The organism is Haladaptatus sp. CMAA 1909 (assembly GCF_043952005.1).
Classification (GTDB): Archaea; Halobacteriota; Halobacteria; order Halobacteriales; family Haladaptataceae; genus Haladaptatus.
Genome location: NZ_JBIOAV010000003.1, coordinates 201,433 through 215,496, shown reverse-complemented (window position 1 = coordinate 215,496; position 14,064 = coordinate 201,433). Strand labels below are relative to the sequence as shown.

15 protein-coding genes are annotated in these 14,064 nt (G+C 60.3%); 4 read left to right on the top strand and 11 right to left on the bottom strand.

Translation table 11 applies throughout. The features are described from left to right. Positions 1–109: 109 nt before the first annotated feature. The 6 genes from ACGYLY_RS23030 to ACGYLY_RS23005 form a co-directional block, all read right to left on the bottom strand. Positions 110–1,252 carry a PrpF domain-containing protein gene (locus ACGYLY_RS23030; RefSeq protein ID WP_395285109.1) on the bottom strand — a complete coding sequence of 381 codons (1,143 nt, stop codon included), beginning with the start codon at positions 1,250–1,252 and terminating at the stop codon, positions 110–112. 36 nt (positions 1,253–1,288) lie between these two features. Further along, positions 1,289–2,797: a tripartite tricarboxylate transporter permease gene (locus ACGYLY_RS23025; protein WP_231186553.1), complete on the bottom strand. Its 1,509-nt coding sequence runs from the start codon at positions 2,795–2,797 to the stop codon at positions 1,289–1,291. Next, the gene (locus ACGYLY_RS23020) at positions 2,797–3,330 is read right to left on the bottom strand and encodes a tripartite tricarboxylate transporter TctB family protein (protein ID WP_395285108.1); all 534 of its coding nucleotides are present in this window, start codon (positions 3,328–3,330) and stop codon (positions 2,797–2,799) included. Before ACGYLY_RS23020 ends, ACGYLY_RS23025 begins: the two co-directional genes overlap by 1 nt. After that, positions 3,327–4,745 (bottom strand): FAD-dependent tricarballylate dehydrogenase TcuA, encoded by a 1,419-nt coding sequence (gene tcuA, locus ACGYLY_RS23015; RefSeq protein ID WP_395285107.1) that lies wholly within the window; start codon positions 4,743–4,745, stop codon positions 3,327–3,329. Before tcuA ends, ACGYLY_RS23020 begins: the two co-directional genes overlap by 4 nt. A 20-nt stretch (positions 4,746–4,765) precedes the next feature. Further along, complete coding sequence (locus ACGYLY_RS23010; RefSeq protein ID WP_395285106.1) at positions 4,766–5,767, bottom strand: Bug family tripartite tricarboxylate transporter substrate binding protein; 1,002 nt, start codon at positions 5,765–5,767, stop codon at positions 4,766–4,768. A gap of 126 nt (positions 5,768–5,893) precedes the next feature. Beyond that, positions 5,894–6,664 carry an IclR family transcriptional regulator gene (locus ACGYLY_RS23005; RefSeq protein ID WP_395285105.1) on the bottom strand — a complete coding sequence of 257 codons (771 nt, stop codon included), beginning with the start codon at positions 6,662–6,664 and terminating at the stop codon, positions 5,894–5,896. Positions 6,665–7,143: 479 nt separating this feature from the next. Between ACGYLY_RS23005 and ACGYLY_RS23000 the strand changes: the two genes are divergently transcribed. Continuing rightward, positions 7,144–8,271, top strand: a complete 1,128-nt coding sequence (locus tag ACGYLY_RS23000; RefSeq protein ID WP_395285104.1) for a CobW family GTP-binding protein — start codon at positions 7,144–7,146, stop codon at positions 8,269–8,271. Here the strand turns inward: ACGYLY_RS23000 and ACGYLY_RS22995 are convergent, their stop codons facing one another. Then, on the bottom strand, positions 8,272–8,418 hold the full coding sequence (locus ACGYLY_RS22995) for a hypothetical protein (RefSeq protein ID WP_231186559.1): 147 nt from the start codon (positions 8,416–8,418) through the stop codon (positions 8,272–8,274). A 109-nt stretch (positions 8,419–8,527) separates the two neighbouring features. On the opposite strand from ACGYLY_RS22995, the gene ACGYLY_RS22990 reads away from it, so the two are divergent. After that, complete coding sequence (locus tag ACGYLY_RS22990; RefSeq protein WP_395285103.1) at positions 8,528–9,487, top strand: acetamidase/formamidase family protein; 960 nt, start codon at positions 8,528–8,530, stop codon at positions 9,485–9,487. A 21-nt stretch (positions 9,488–9,508) separates the two neighbouring features. On the opposite strand, the gene ACGYLY_RS22985 is transcribed toward ACGYLY_RS22990, so the two are convergent. Next, complete coding sequence (locus tag ACGYLY_RS22985; protein ID WP_395285102.1) at positions 9,509–11,272, bottom strand: exonuclease SbcCD subunit D; 1,764 nt, start codon at positions 11,270–11,272, stop codon at positions 9,509–9,511. Between the two features lie 127 nt (positions 11,273–11,399). Here ACGYLY_RS22985 and ACGYLY_RS22980 point away from each other — a divergent pair, with 127 nt between their 5' ends. After that, positions 11,400–11,534: a transporter gene (locus ACGYLY_RS22980; RefSeq protein ID WP_231186562.1), complete on the top strand. Its 135-nt coding sequence runs from the start codon at positions 11,400–11,402 to the stop codon at positions 11,532–11,534. 19 nt (positions 11,535–11,553) lie between these two features. Here ACGYLY_RS22980 and ACGYLY_RS22975 read toward each other — a convergent pair whose 3' ends face one another. Next, positions 11,554–12,588, bottom strand: a complete 1,035-nt coding sequence (locus ACGYLY_RS22975; RefSeq protein ID WP_395285101.1) for an LLM class flavin-dependent oxidoreductase — start codon at positions 12,586–12,588, stop codon at positions 11,554–11,556. 112 nt (positions 12,589–12,700) lie between these two features. Further along, positions 12,701–13,066, bottom strand: coding sequence for a hypothetical protein (locus ACGYLY_RS22970; RefSeq protein WP_395285100.1), 366 nt, complete (start codon positions 13,064–13,066; stop codon positions 12,701–12,703). A gap of 143 nt (positions 13,067–13,209) precedes the next feature. Here ACGYLY_RS22970 and ACGYLY_RS22965 point away from each other — a divergent pair, with 143 nt between their 5' ends. After that, entirely contained in the window at positions 13,210–13,614 is a 405-nt protein-coding gene (locus ACGYLY_RS22965) for a hypothetical protein (RefSeq protein WP_395285099.1), read from the top strand. Positions 13,615–13,650: 36 nt separating this feature from the next. Here the strand turns inward: ACGYLY_RS22965 and ACGYLY_RS22960 are convergent, their stop codons facing one another. Next, positions 13,651–14,040 (bottom strand): hypothetical protein, encoded by a 390-nt coding sequence (locus ACGYLY_RS22960; protein ID WP_395285098.1) that lies wholly within the window; start codon positions 14,038–14,040, stop codon positions 13,651–13,653. Positions 14,041–14,064: the final 24 nt, after the last annotated feature.

Here is a 14,064-nt window from a genome sequence, read left to right as displayed (position 1 = left end):
CATATCGTTCGGTAATACTATACAGCAACAATAGAAAAACCCCATAGTCATACTGAATAGTATTGCTGAAAGAAAAAGGCCGATTTCGTTCGCCTCGACAGCCTAAGTCCTACTCGTCCGAGTGCGACGACTCCGGCAGCGTGTAGAACGCCGTCCCCTCCATGAGACGGCGTTGCGTTCGTGAGACCGTCACGGAACGAACGGAGTCGGACTCGATGGCGACCGAAACGGTCATCGTCCCCCGTGGATGCCCAAGCGTCACTTCGTTTTCGTGTGCGGTGGCGACCTCGTTCGGAATCGTTCCGGGGAGCAGCGCCGCCGCCGCCGTACACGCACCTCCGGTCACCGCGTAAATCGGGTGGAGGTACTGCATGCTCATGATCCTCGCCGTGAGGCCGATTTCCTCCGCTCTCACCCGTCCGTCCCCAGTCCCGTACGATTGCGGTCCGGAGACGAACGCCAGTTTCGGATAGCCCGGCGATTCCCGCGTCGCGCCGTCCGGGTCATCGACGAGACCGAGTTCGGCACAGACGTGTGCCCGAATCCGCTCGATTCGTTCGAGGAGTCGTGGGTCCGTGTCCACGCTGGATGGGTCCTCGGTCCCGTCGAGTCCGAGGTCGCTCGCTCGAACGAACGCGACGGGCGTCGTCACGTCCAACACGGTCGCGTCGATACGCTCGTGTTCGGTTTCGAGCGTGACCGTCGGATCCCCGAGCGGAAAGAGCGACCCCGTCTTCGACCCGCCCGGGTGAACGAACGTCGTATCGACGCGCGCACCGGTCCCGGGGACGCCTTCGATGGAGAAGGAACCGGTCGATGCTGCACGCGTACCGTCCACCGGGAACGATTGTTCCAGTTTCGTCTCCGTGTTCGTGTTGTAGAGTGAGAGCGAAACGCGACCGTTCGCGTCGGGAGCGGCGTCGATGAGTCCTTCGTCGTACGCGAATGGCCCTATCGCCGTCGTCATGTTGCCGCAGTTCCCGCCGTAGTCGATGAGCGGTTCCGTAACGCCGACCTGTCCGAAGGTGTAGTTCACGTCCACGTCGGGACGGGAACTCGGCGAGACAATCATGAGTTTGGAAGTCGTCGAAGTCGCACCGCCGAGCCCGTCGACTTGTCGCGGTTCGTGGCTCCCGAATACCGAAAGGATGGCCTCGTCGTGGTGTTCGGCCGGGAGTTCACCGCTCGCGATGAGGACTCCCTTGCTGGTTCCGCCCCGTACTATTGCACAGCGAATCGTCTCTTGGTCCATTGTTTTCTGAGTTTGGAAAGTGAATTTATCGAGAAATCACTGGTTGGTTGCGCGCCGATGCAGCTGGTCGAATAGCGGTCGCACGTACGGCCCGACGACGACGAAAACGATCATCGCGACGAGCACGACTCGCAACGGCGTTGCGAGGAAGATATCGAAACTGCCGCCGCTCAGTTGGAGCGACCGATAGAGGTTCTCCTCGGCTATCGGCCCGAGAATGAGTCCCAACAGGAACGCCACGAGTGAGTAGCCGTAGGAATCCATGAGATACCCGACGAACCCCATCACGAGAACGACGAACACGTCGATGTAGTTCGAGTGAAGCGAGTACGTTCCCAATACCGAGAGGCAGATGATAACCGGAATTATCAGGTCCGTGTTGACCGTCGTGATGTATCCAGCCCATCTGACGACGAGTAACCCGAAGACGATTATCACGACGCTGCAGACGACGAGCGTGGCGAAGATCGAGTAGGTCAATCCGATCTGTTCGTCGAACAGAGCGGGGCCCGGACGCAGTCCGTGGAGCATGAGCGCCCCGATGAGAACGGCGGTCGTCGTGCTCCCCGGAATGCCGAACGTGAGCGTCGGAATCAAGGCCCCGCTGACGGTCGCGTTGTTCGCGGACTCGGTCGCGATGACCCCATCCTCGACACCGGTTCCGAACTCGTCCGGGTCCTTGCTCGACCGTTTCGCCTCACCGTAGGCGATGAACGTCGAAACGGAGCCACCCGAACCGGGAATCGCACCGACGAGGAGGCCGATACTGGACGATTTGATCAACGTGAGCGGTTTCGAGAGGACGTCCGCGATACCGGATTTCACGCTCCCGCTCACGTCGACATCGCCGTCACGGGAGATGCTGCCGTCCCGAAGACTGAGTCGGAACATTTCGGAGATGGCGAAGATGCCGATGAGTGCGGCGACGAAGTCGACGCCGTCGTACAGTCCGAGCATGCCGAATGTGTACCGCTCCGACACCGACATCGGTGCGACGCCGATGGTGGCGATGAGCGCACCGAATCCGCCCGCCATCACGTCCTTGAGGAAAGACCCGTCGGAGACGACGATGATGAGCGAGAGACCGAAGACAGCTATCAGGAAGTACTCCGGCGTTCCGAACATCAGCACCAACGAAACCATCACCGGCATGAGGAGGATGATCACGATGGCGCCGAAGAGGTCGCCGAGTCCGGACGAGAGGGCCGATATCGTCAGCGCGTCTATCGCACGCCCCTGTTTCGTCATCGGATAGCCCTCTATCGCCGTCGCGGCGGCGGAGGAATCCCCCGGAACGTTGAACAGTATCGACGAGATGCTACCGCCGTACATCACGCCGTTGTAAATCGCCATGAGGAAGACGATGGCGCTTGTGCTTCCCATTCCGATCGTGAACGGCATCGCTATCGCGACGGTGAGTGCACCGCCGACGCCGGGCAGCGCACCGCCGATAATGCCGATGAGAACGCCGAGCAGGATGAGCAGGGCGTTCGGCCACGCGAAAATCGTTTTCGTCGCTTCGACGAGGATACCGATATCCGCCATCAGAATCCCCCCGTCATCAGGTCGAGGTTCATGAGTGTCATGAAGCCGTAGGCGACGGTGGTCATGATGACCGTGAGTAGCACCGTCCGCCAGAGCGGTTGCCGTTTGTACAGTAGATAGATGAAGACGAACGGCGGTGTCGGCCAGAACAACCCGACGAAAAAGCCGCCGAGCACGTAGCCGATGACTAACAGACCCAGAAAGAGCATGGGTTCGAGGGAGATGTCCTCGTCGGACTCCTCCACTTCCTCCGTCTGGCGTCCACTCAACACGACGTTTTCGCTACGCCGTATGCCGAGATTCAACCGTGTCGTCGCCAGTCTCAATGCACCAGCGACGAGCACCGTCCCGGCGGTCAACCGTGGAAACAACTGTGCGGACGCGGAGAACTCCGCTGCCGTGATAAACATGTACCCGGCGATGGCGATGAGAAACCAGAAGAACAGCGGGGCACCGTCCACTTTCCGGATAAACTCCGCGACGGGCGTCGCCGGGTTGCGTTCGAAGACGTTCGAGTTTTCTTCGTTGCTCATGATTGGATGTATGCGTCCGTGGATTCCGCCGCTATCTTGCCGTATACCGCCGCGTTCGTCTGTGCCGTCCCGCCCGGATAGTTGTCGTAAAACAACCCGCCAGTGCTGTTTCCGGCGGCGAACAGACCTGGAATGGACCTATCCCGGGTGTCGATGACGGACGCTTCGGTATCGGTTTTCACGCCGCCGAAGCTGAACGTGATGCCGCCGGTCACAGCATACGCGAAGTACGGCGGTTCGTCGATCGGAATCGCCCAGTTCGATTTTTCGAGATTTAATCCGTCCGTGGTGTTACCGTCTAGGGTCTTCGGGTCGAACCCCTCCGGGTCACACGCGGCGTTGAACTCCCGAATCGTATCGACACCGGAGGCGGGGTCACCGCAGCCGATTTCCGCGAGCAGATCCCCGAAATCGTCGGCTTGAACCGGGTCGGACGGGCCGGTCGCCCGCACCATGTCGTGTGCTTTTGAATCGAGGACGATGAAGCCGACGTGATTGGGTTGTTCGAAGATTTTTCGACCGAACTTCGCGTAGGTGTGTGCTCTGGCGTCCTCCCCTTCGTCCACGAACCGCTCGCCGTGGTCGTTGAGGATGACGCCGTACTGGTAGCCATCGACGCGGTTCGCACCGCCTTCGACGTCGGGCGACGCCGCGTCGATGAGCGCCATGTGTGCGCCGCCCCACTGCCCGACGAGGTTCGCACCCGCAGATTCCGCCATCACCAGCGCCTCACCGGTGTTGTATCGACTGCCCCGGACGTTCATCTCGTCGTATCCGGGACCGTAGTAACGGACGCGTTTCTCGTCGCTGGAACCGTAATCACCCGCCGCGAGGATGACCGCATCCACGTCGAATTCGATCTGTCCGTCCGGCGTTCGTGCGCCGATGCCGTCGATTTCGCCGGTTGGGGCGCGGTGGAGAGCCGCCGCCTCCGTCTCGAACCAGAAGTCCGCACCCTCCTCCTCGGCGGTAGCGGTGAGCGTTTCGACGTACTCCTCGCCGTCGAACCACGTCCGAGCGGCGGTGTACCCCACCGCGAGCGGTTCCATGCGCCAATCGACGCCCGCCGCGGTCAACCACTCGACGGTCTCACCGGCGTTCTCGACGAGGGTCGTCGTCAAGTCCTCGTCGGCTTTGCCGCTCGTCTGGCTCATGATGTCACGATAGAAATCCTCCTCGGCGTAGTCGTCCACGGCGAACTCGTAGCCGTACTGTTCGAGGTCGGTTCCGACGGACGGGACGCGGAAGGACTCGCTGAAACGCGTGTGCCCGCCCTGCCGCTCCTTCGGGGCTTTCTCCAGCACTGCGACCGAGTATCCGAGTTCCGCAGCGCGAAGCCCGGCGACCAATCCAGCTGTTCCACTCCCGACGACGGCGACGTCGTACTCGTGTGTCTCCGAATATTGTAGCGTCATGTAAATGCGGTATGATGATATTACTCGCTCGCGATTTTCTTTAGGTCCACTTTCTTCGGAATCGTCTCAATGGAGCCGTTGAGGGCCTTCTTTGCCTTCTTGTGCCCCCCGAATTCGACGATGTTTCCGGTCTTGTCGGACCACTCCTGAACTGAGTCGTGTGTGAGAGCCGATTTGACGGCGTCCTCGAGCGTGTCCCGCTTTTCCGTGTCCGTTCCCTTCGGAAGGAACATACAACGGGTCAGCTGACCGATGTAGTCGATGCTCGGTAATCCCTCGTCCGAAGGGGAAGGCGCGTCCTTGAACACGCTACTCCCCTCGCTCGAAAGGATGGCAATCGCTTCCAAGTCGCCGGAATCGACGGCGCTCATCGCGGCGGTGTCGGTCGTCGCGACGACCGGAACCTCGCCGGAGATGGCGGCTTTGATGGCCGGACCGCCGCCGTCGTAGCCGATGTACTTCTCGTACTGTAAGTCGTATTCCGATTTCATCACATTCGCCGCGACGTGGACGATGCCACCGCGAGCGAGACCCGCGAACTTCGAGAGGTCGCCGTTCTGGTACCGCTTCGTCAAATCCTTCACCCCTTCTATTTCGAGTTCGGGACGGGCGAAGATGGCGTACGGCGTCCGTGCGTACGTGGCCACCGGGACGAGGTTCGTTATATCCCAACTCGGCTCGTGGACGAGGTAGGAGATCGGCGTCGATGGGGGGTTGAATCCACCAAACGTGTAACCATCGGATTTCTCCCGAAGTATCTCGCCGGTCCCTTTCAACGACGCCGCGCCGGGGACGTTTTCGATGGCGACGCCGACGTTGAGTTCGTTGCCGATTTCGGGAACCACTTTTCGAGCGTACGTGTCGGTTCCACCACCCTGACTGAACGGGACAATGTAGGACATGTCCTTGCTCGGGTACGAGCCACTGCCGCCGCTGCTCGTGCATCCCGCGATAAGTGAGCTACTCGCCGCCGCACCTGCCAGGAAGTTTCGCCGTGTGATACGGTTCTTGTTACCAGTCATCAACAGACACGGTCTTCTCGAACTAGTATTTAATAATTACGTTCCAACGACCTATCCATCAGCGAAGCGGTAATTCGAGTATCGTAAAAGGGAACGAGCAGGTACAGTTCCTCGAAACGAGATGGGTTACTGATATTTGAGATCAAGCTCGATTTCGTTGGCGACGCCAAGGACAAGGTTAGGGACTTCTTCCTCGTACCAGTCGCCCGTGAGACGATGCGCCGGGCCGGAAAAGCTGATCGCACCGATTGGGTTTGACTCGTACGGCTGTATCGGTGCACCGACCGCCCGAAGCCCAGTAATGGATTCCTGTTTGCTCATCGCGTAGCCCGCTTCCCGAATCGACCGAAGTTCGTCGAACAGGTCGTCACGGGTCGTAACCGTGTGTTGAGTATACTCCGGCAACCCCCAGCGGTCGAGGATTTCGTGGACGCGTTCTTCCGGAAGGGTAGAGAGAATCGCCTTCCCAGCCGAACTCGCGTGGAGATGGATTTTCTTTCCGATGTGGGCATCGACGTGGACGGCGTTCTCGCCGATGGACGTGTGGATATAGTACCCACGACCGTTCTCCTCGACGATGAATTGAACGCGCTCACCGGTTCGTTCGGCCAAATCGTCCAGTTTACTGATTATAAAATCGTACTCGCGTTTTCGTTTTCGGGCGTGACCACCTTTGTTCAAAAACTCCAATCCGACGTGGTACTCGCCGTCCTCGACGGTGAGATAGCCGCGGTTTTCGAGCGTTTTCACGTAGCCGTGGACCGTACTCTGTGCGAGGTCGAATTCCCGAGCGAGTTCCTGAATGTCCGCACCGTCCGACCGCTGAATCGCGTCCACGATATCGACGGCAGTCTCGACGGTTTTTAACGGACGACTCGGGGAGGAATCACCCACCATCGTCAGCGAATACCAAGGCGAGCTATTTACGCTTTGTGAATCAACTGATAAAGGCGTAAATCGGATTGAGACACGAATATTCGCCGAAATTTTTCGAATATCGTGGTGAAACGCTATTCACGATATGTGAGACAGCAGTATTTAGTTTTTCACGATATATACACGTATAGATTCCTATTATCGATATATCTCCACATTACGTCTACATCCGTTCAGATACTGTTGGAACTTCGTTCGTGACGGTGGTACCCCCGTTACAAATCACGAACGAGAAAACCCCGTATAATTCAAGATAATTTTTGTCATAATATATAGTGGATATATTTTTTCATGTTGATTCTTATTAAATTAAATTATTTTTAGTTGCAATTAATCGCGCGCGGCATACACGATACGGCTACTATAGCAAGCGTCCGACCGCATAATTATCAATAATCATACGATCAACTCCTATCACGCACCGGCTCGAATGGTACATCATGGGGGATCAACGAACGCCGATAACGGTGGTAACGGGCTGTCTCGGGGCGGGGAAGACGACGCTCATAAATCACGTCCTCCGCGACCCGGGGAACCGACGGGTTGCGGTCGTCGTCAACGACGTGGGGGAGATGAACGTCGATACAGAGTTGATACAGGGTGAAAGCGACGACGTCATCGACCTCTCCAACGGCTGTATCTGCTGTCAGCTACAGGACGACCTCCGGACGACGCTCTCCCGACTCGACGACCGCAGTTTCGACTGCCTCCTGATAGAGGCGTCGGGCGTGAGCGAACCCATTCCGCTCGCGAGGACACTGCTCGGAATGGACGGCGAAGCACTCGACCCGAGCGAGGAGTATCGACTGGACACCGTCGTCTCGGTCGTCGATGCCGTCGGGTTCGCCAACGCGTTCGACACGGAAACGGGCCAGTTGAATGACCAAGTGGCGAACGGACAGCGGCCGCTGACCGACGTGCTGGTCGAAACCGTCGAGTTCTGTGACCTGCTGTTGCTGAACAAGTGCGATTCCATCTCCGACGACTCCCTCGACGAAGTGGCGGCCCTCGTTCGGGAACTGCAACCGACGGCCGAACTGGTTCGAACGGAGTACGCGGCGGTGCCGACCGACGAAATCCTAGAAACGGGGCGGTTCGATTTCGACGATGCGCGACGGTCGCCGGGATGGAAGCGCGCGTTAGCGGTCGGCGGAGACGACCACGGTCACGACCATGACCACGAACACCACGAAGGGCACGCCCACGACTCCGAAGGGTCGGTCGCAGACCGCATCGAAACCGTGATCTACGAACGTGAACGGCCGTTCCATCCGGAGCGGTTGAACGCGTGGCTCGACGATTGGGACGGGAACATTGCCAGAACCAAAGGAATCTGCTGGGTCGCCGGCTGGGACGGGAACGCGATGGGATTGAATCAGGCAGGTCCCTCGGTTCGGTGTGGCCCCATCGGGGAGTGGTCGCCGGACGAGCGGGAAACCCGTCTCGTCCTCATCGGGACCGACATCGACGAAACGGGTGTGACGGCCGAACTCGACCGCTGTCTCGTCGAAACCGACGAATCGGAATCCGAGTGGGATGGGGCCGACGGACCGTTCCCGCGACGGTAACTACGCGAGCTGATCGCGGAGGTCGTCCCACGATTCGTGGAATCCGTACTCGTCGTCACCGCCGGAACCGACGGCACGCTGATACACGTCGTCGTACGTGAGGAGTTGGGTCCACCCCTCCTCGCGGACGGAACAGTATTGGCACATCGTTCGATAAAAAGCGCTGAAACGGCATAACGGTTTGTGAGAGACCGCTTTCGAAGTATCGCGCACGAACGGTTTTATACCGCTCCTGTTTCTACCGAACTGTACTCCAATGCCATCAATTCCCACGCCCGACCACCACATTCCCGCCCGAGACGAGCACATCCACACGAGTTGGAGTCGCGATCACGATCCGATTCGAACCGTCGAATCCGGGGATGTACTGCGATTCGACTGCCGCGACGCGACGAACGACCGACTCGATGCGGATTCGACCGTCGAGGACGTGTCCGAGCTCGCCGGGTCGCTTCCGGGTCACGCCCTGACGGGCCCTATCGACGTCGCGGGGGCGCGACCCGGCGACGTACTCGCGGTGGACCTCCTCTCGTTCGACCACGAGGGAATCGGCTTCTCGTACTTTTACGGTGGCGACAGGGAAACCGGACTGCTTCCCGAGGAGTTTCCCGACCCGGGACTGCACGTCTGGGAGCTAGATGGCGACGTCGGACGCTTCGTGAACGGAATCGAAGTCCCGCTCGCGCCCTTCCCGGGCAATCTCGGCGTCGCCCCCGTCGAGGGTGGGGAACACAGCACGACACCCCCGCGTCGGGTCGGCGGCAACCTCGACGTGAAACACCTGACGGCGGGTTCGATGCTGTATCTCCCCGTCGAAGTGGAGGGCGCGCGGTTCAGCATCGGCGACTGCCACGGCGCACAGGGCGACGGCGAGGTGTGCGTCACGGGCATCGAAGCGCCGATGACGGTGACGGCTCGACTCCGACTCGTTTCGGGAATGGACATCGAACAACCGCAGTTCGAGACGGACGGGCCGTTTTCGGCGACCCACGGCGGTCGGGTGTACGCGACGACCGGCATCAGCGACGACCTGATGGACGCCAGCAAGAGGGCGATTCGACACATGATAACACACCTTCACCGAAATCACGGATTGACGCGTTCGGAGGCGTATCTGCTGTGTTCGGCCATCGTGGACCTGAAAATCAACGAAGTGGTGGACGCGCCGAACTGGGTCGTATCGGCGTATCTGCCACAGTCGATTTTCCCTGAGTAAGCGGGTTTCGGTGCCGTCCTCCTACTTCTCGAACGACCGTCGAAGCGCGTCGTGGTCGATGTCGTTTCGGCGGACGTAGCTGTTTTCAGTAACGTCGTAAAGCGTCGACTCGTCGATGTCGAGGTCCTTCTCCTCGATGATTTCCTCGACTTTCGTCTCGTCGATTCGTTCGGTGACGACGGCCTCTCTACGGACGCCGTGCCGTTCGAGCGTCGAGAGGACCGTCTCGTCGTCCCTGAGTGACTTCCGGGTCCGTCGATAGCCGCCGACGGAGCCAAACGATCCCGCAACCTCTTCACCCTCTCCGACGCGGGAAGAAAGCACGTCCCGGACATCGGTTCGCATGGTTTCCAATTGACCCCGGACGGCCGAGAAAAGCGCGTACATGTCCGCGAGGTCCGCCGTCGAATAGTCGTCGAAGTCGGGACTCTCCGTCCCGTCGAGAGTCGCCGCGAGGGTTCCGGTCGCCGTGAGAATTGGTCGAACGTCCTCGGCGGCATCGGTCGTCGGTGATGCCGGTCGTCGGCCGTCCCAGGAACGAGTCCGTCTTTCGTCGTTCGGTTCCTCCCTTCGCTCGTGATTCCGTTCGTCCGCATCGTACCCGTCGAGCGAAATCGTTTCGCGCTCCATCTCCTCACCGCGGGCAGTGAACAGGTTCACGAGGGGTTCCGCTTCGTCCTCGCGCACCCGGGTTTCGTCGGTGGTTCCCGCGTAATAGACGCCGAGGTCGTCGCCTTCCCACTCGACGGCGCGGTCGGTTCCGCCACAGAGGAGCGCGTCTATCCAACCGTCGACGCGTTCGACCGTCAGTTCGTACGCTTCCACGTCCGCACCGTATTCGGAATAGGGCGGGGAAATCGCTTGATGTACACAGCAGAGTTTGAGACATCGTTCGTCCGGGTTCGCGAGCGAAATCGTTTCGTCCGTCGTCGCCATATCGGGACGGTGGTCGATACCGTACAGAACGACGCCGCCGACGTTCACTGGCGTCGTTCCGAGGCGACGGGCGTGCGTCGTTTCGACTAGCGCGTCGAGGGCTTCGGTGTCCGTCGTCTCGTTTCGACCGGCGACGACGAAGAACGGAACGTCGTTCCGAGCGAGGCGGTCCAGTCGGTCCGCACAGGCGGCTCCGACGGCATCCGGGGGTGTAGCACTCGCAAACAGGTTTCCCGTGTGAACGACGGCATCGACGTCTTCGCCGAGCGCCACGTCTATCGCCGCGTCGAACCCCGCGAGTCCGTGAACTCCGTCCGTGTCTTCCGTGCCACCCGGTTTGAGATATGAGTCGCTCACGTGGAGAACCTTCGTGGGAGTCCTCCGTGTCGAAGACGGGGAATCGGATGGAGTCGCTTCGTTGCGGTTTCCGTCGGAAGAGGATTCACTCTCGGAACGTCCGTCGATGGAGAGCAACGGTTTCAGTTTCGTTTCGGCGACGTGGTTCGCTAGCGCGTCCCGTTGCCGCTCGCCGAGTGGTTTCGTCTCCACGAGTTCGGCGAGAGCACGGGCATCCGCGTCCGGTATCTCGATTCCCTCATCAGGTCGCGCCAAATCGTCGCCCGTCTCGACGGGACGGTCCGTCGCGGACGGGAGCCACGCATCGCCGGTGTAGACGAGCGCCCGAAAGCAGTTCCACGGGACCGTATCGCCATCGTCGTAGCCGAGTTCGTCGCGGAGGAGGCCCTTTCCCGCGGGCGTCACGCCGAACTGATATCGGCCGCTGTGAAACGACCCCGCCAACTTCCATGCGCCGTCGGTGTCGCGGATGAGTTCCGGTGGTTTCGCCATCGTTCGATGTGGGATAGTTTACGTCTCTGCTGGTAATAAATCGTTCACACGGAGGGGCTGCCAGCGGCGAAACGAGGGCGGCGTTCCGCCACAATCCATAACGGACGTCGGATGGTATGACGGTGATATGGTTCGTCTCTCGACGATGGTCATGCTCGCAGGAATCGTCCTGTTGTTCGTTCCCATCCCGCCGATAGCGACGATTCTCGGCGTCATCACGCTCGTCATCGGTGCCGTACTCCGTCTCGTGACCGGAAAATAAGCGTCACCCGGCGGTCGGTTCACCGAGGTGTTAAGTCGGCGGCGTCCGCGAGGAGTTCGTGGGACCGGAGTTCGTCCTCTGGGTCCGCGAACTGGTTCTGAACGATGACCTCGTCGACGTCCGTCTGTGCGGTCATCTGCTCCAGCAGGTTCCGGACCGTCTCGGGACTGCCCGAAATCGAACGCGGCCACTCGCCCGGAACGATGGTGTCCGGCGTCGGATCAGGAACGTGGCCGAGTTCGTCGATGGCCGCATCGACCGAGTAAATCGGCGATTTGTCGATCTGTCCGCGGCGCAGTCGTTGCCGGGTCGCCTCGGAGACCGAGCGGAGTCTGGCGGCCTCCTCGTCCGTCTCGGCACAGGTGACGTTCGCGGCGAGCATCCCGTGTGGTTCGTCCGGGCCGGCGCCGAACTCGGACGGTTGGAACCGCTCCCGGTACACTTCGAACGCGCGGACGGCGGGTTCGGGCCTGATGAACGCGGCGAAGCAGTACCGCAATCCGAGTTCGCCCGCGATTGCGGCGCTCGACGGACTGGACCCGAGTACCCAGACGTCCGGAATGCCGTCGCGTGACCGCGCCACCGACAGCTCGCTGAACCGGTGGTCGTCGTCGAATCCGTTGTAGAGGTGTGACGCCACCTCCTCGATCTTTTCGGCGTGGTCGTTCCGCTGACGGCGTTCGCTGCGGTCTTCCCGTAACGCGAAGTCCGAGACGGGGTTGCCGGTCGCTCGGCCGAGTCCGCAGTCGATTCGGCCGGGCGCGAGGGCGTCGAGGACGCCGAACGTCTCGGCCACCTTGTACGGACTGTAGTGGTTGAGCAACACCGTTCCCGACCCGATACGGATGTCCGACGTTTGTGCGGCGAGGTTTCCCATCAGCACTTCGGGAGTCGTACTCGCCAATCGGTCGGTGAAGTCGTGGTGTTCCGCCACCCAAAAGCGGGAGTAGCCGAGTTTCTCGGCGTGCTGGGCGCGTTCGACCGTGTTCTCGAACGCTTCCGTTGCCGTTCCGCCCTCCGGAATCGGTGCGAGGTCGACGAGCGAGAGGTCCATACTCGTGGTTGCGAACCTGCACCCATAACGGTGACTACCGCGGAAGTTTCGAACGGGTTTCCGGTAAACGACCACGAGTCGGGTGACCCGTGGAACTCTCGCTGTATTTTCTTTAAAAGCCGAGTAGCCGACGGAGTCGGTCCAAGGGACCGTCCGTTGTCCCGGTCGTCCCGAGTTGGCGGGCGATTTCGTCGATTTCGTCATCGGTGAACTGCGGGTCGCGGCGCGCATCCCGAATCCACCCGTCCCACTCCTCGTCCGTGAGGGTTCCCCGCGAATCGCTCTCCCACTGTTCGACCAGCGCGTCGCGGTCGGGAAACGGGATATCCATTCCGCTGCCGCCCCAGTACAACGGGGAGAACACGAACTCGTAGTCGTCTCCGTCCACGAGCTGGAATCGGTACGGATAGCCGTTGTAGAGAATGATCTCGTCCTCGGATACCTCCTCTCCGTTCGGGAGCGTGAGCGTCCGTGTCATCGCGTTGCGTTCGACTACGCGGCCCTCCCTTTTCCGTGTTCTGTGCGCCGACGGTGGCCGTTAGCGAACCGAGAGCAAACGGGTAGGTTCGTTGAACATGCAGGCCGAATCCTTAGGCCCGTTCGACGGTAGTTGCCAAAGGCATGTTTGGTATTGGCCCACTCAGCGTCGGGAAGAAGGCGGCAAAGTTCGGATACAAACGATACGGAATTCCGGGTGCCGTGATGGCCGGTGGCGCTGGAGCAGTAGGCTACGTCGCGGTGCGGCGCGCCGTCAAAATAGCCGTCGAACGGAAGGACGTCAGTGGGGCGATCGACGCTCAAACGATTCAGTCGGCGGTGAACGAGAATGGAATCGGTGCCATCACGGAGCGAGAAACGCTCGAATCGGCCATCGACGAGGAGAAACTCGGGACCGATATCGATATCGAGGAGGTACAGTCCACGACGGAGGAGGAAGCGGACGAACTCGATGGTGGGGACGAACTCGACGAAGACGCGGGAGAGGACGACGCTTCCGGCACGGATGGAGACGAATCCGATTCGTAGCCGTCCCGCAGGGTCAACGGACTTGTTTTCGTTCGTTCAGTCCGACTTCACTGACATATCGTACAAATACCGACTCGCGGACAGGGATTCGCCGAAATCGATGTCCAGTTCGATTCGATACTCCTTCGACGTGTTCGCCGGGACGATGACATTCACCGATTTCTCGTACGTGCTTCCGCCGTCCACCTCCACGGTCGGGCTGAGTGTTCCCGAACGCGTCTCGTCCGAATCGTTCGTCACGGTGGCGGTGATGACGACGTTTCCGAACCCCGTGACCCGTGAATCGGTGTCGGTCACGGAGAGCGAGGAAGTGAACTCCCCGAGCGCACTGCTACAACCGGAGAGGGTGGCCATCCCGCCACCGAGGAGTAAGCCGCCGGTACGGAGCAGATCTCGTCGTTGCGTGACATCCTCCCCGCCGTTCATGGCGGGGCTTCCCACCACAGTGGG

Excerpts from the sequence above, each read along its gene's own strand:
- ACGYLY_RS23030 (WP_395285109.1), bottom strand. The coding sequence starts at position 1,252 with ATGGACCAAGAGACGATTCGCTGTGCAATAGTACGGGGCGGAACCAGC.
- ACGYLY_RS23025 (WP_231186553.1), bottom strand. The coding sequence starts at position 2,797 with ATGGCGGATATCGGTATCCTCGTCGAAGCGACGAAAACGATTTTCGCG.
- ACGYLY_RS23020 (WP_395285108.1), bottom strand. The coding sequence starts at position 3,330 with ATGAGCAACGAAGAAAACTCGAACGTCTTCGAACGCAACCCGGCGACG.
- tcuA (WP_395285107.1), bottom strand. The coding sequence starts at position 4,745 with ATGACGCTACAATATTCGGAGACACACGAGTACGACGTCGCCGTCGTC.
- ACGYLY_RS23010 (WP_395285106.1), bottom strand. The coding sequence starts at position 5,767 with ATGACTGGTAACAAGAACCGTATCACACGGCGAAACTTCCTGGCAGGT.
- ACGYLY_RS23005 (WP_395285105.1), bottom strand. The coding sequence starts at position 6,664 with ATGGTGGGTGATTCCTCCCCGAGTCGTCCGTTAAAAACCGTCGAGACT.
- ACGYLY_RS23000 (WP_395285104.1), top strand. The coding sequence starts at position 7,144 with ATGGGGGATCAACGAACGCCGATAACGGTGGTAACGGGCTGTCTCGGG.
- ACGYLY_RS22995 (WP_231186559.1), bottom strand. The coding sequence starts at position 8,418 with ATGTGCCAATACTGTTCCGTCCGCGAGGAGGGGTGGACCCAACTCCTC.
- ACGYLY_RS22990 (WP_395285103.1), top strand. The coding sequence starts at position 8,528 with ATGCCATCAATTCCCACGCCCGACCACCACATTCCCGCCCGAGACGAG.
- ACGYLY_RS22985 (WP_395285102.1), bottom strand. The coding sequence starts at position 11,272 with ATGGCGAAACCACCGGAACTCATCCGCGACACCGACGGCGCATGGAAG.
- ACGYLY_RS22980 (WP_231186562.1), top strand. The coding sequence starts at position 11,400 with ATGGTTCGTCTCTCGACGATGGTCATGCTCGCAGGAATCGTCCTGTTG.
- ACGYLY_RS22975 (WP_395285101.1), bottom strand. The coding sequence starts at position 12,588 with ATGGACCTCTCGCTCGTCGACCTCGCACCGATTCCGGAGGGCGGAACG.
- ACGYLY_RS22970 (WP_395285100.1), bottom strand. The coding sequence starts at position 13,066 with ATGACACGGACGCTCACGCTCCCGAACGGAGAGGAGGTATCCGAGGAC.
- ACGYLY_RS22965 (WP_395285099.1), top strand. The coding sequence starts at position 13,210 with ATGTTTGGTATTGGCCCACTCAGCGTCGGGAAGAAGGCGGCAAAGTTC.
- ACGYLY_RS22960 (WP_395285098.1), bottom strand. The coding sequence starts at position 14,040 with ATGAACGGCGGGGAGGATGTCACGCAACGACGAGATCTGCTCCGTACC.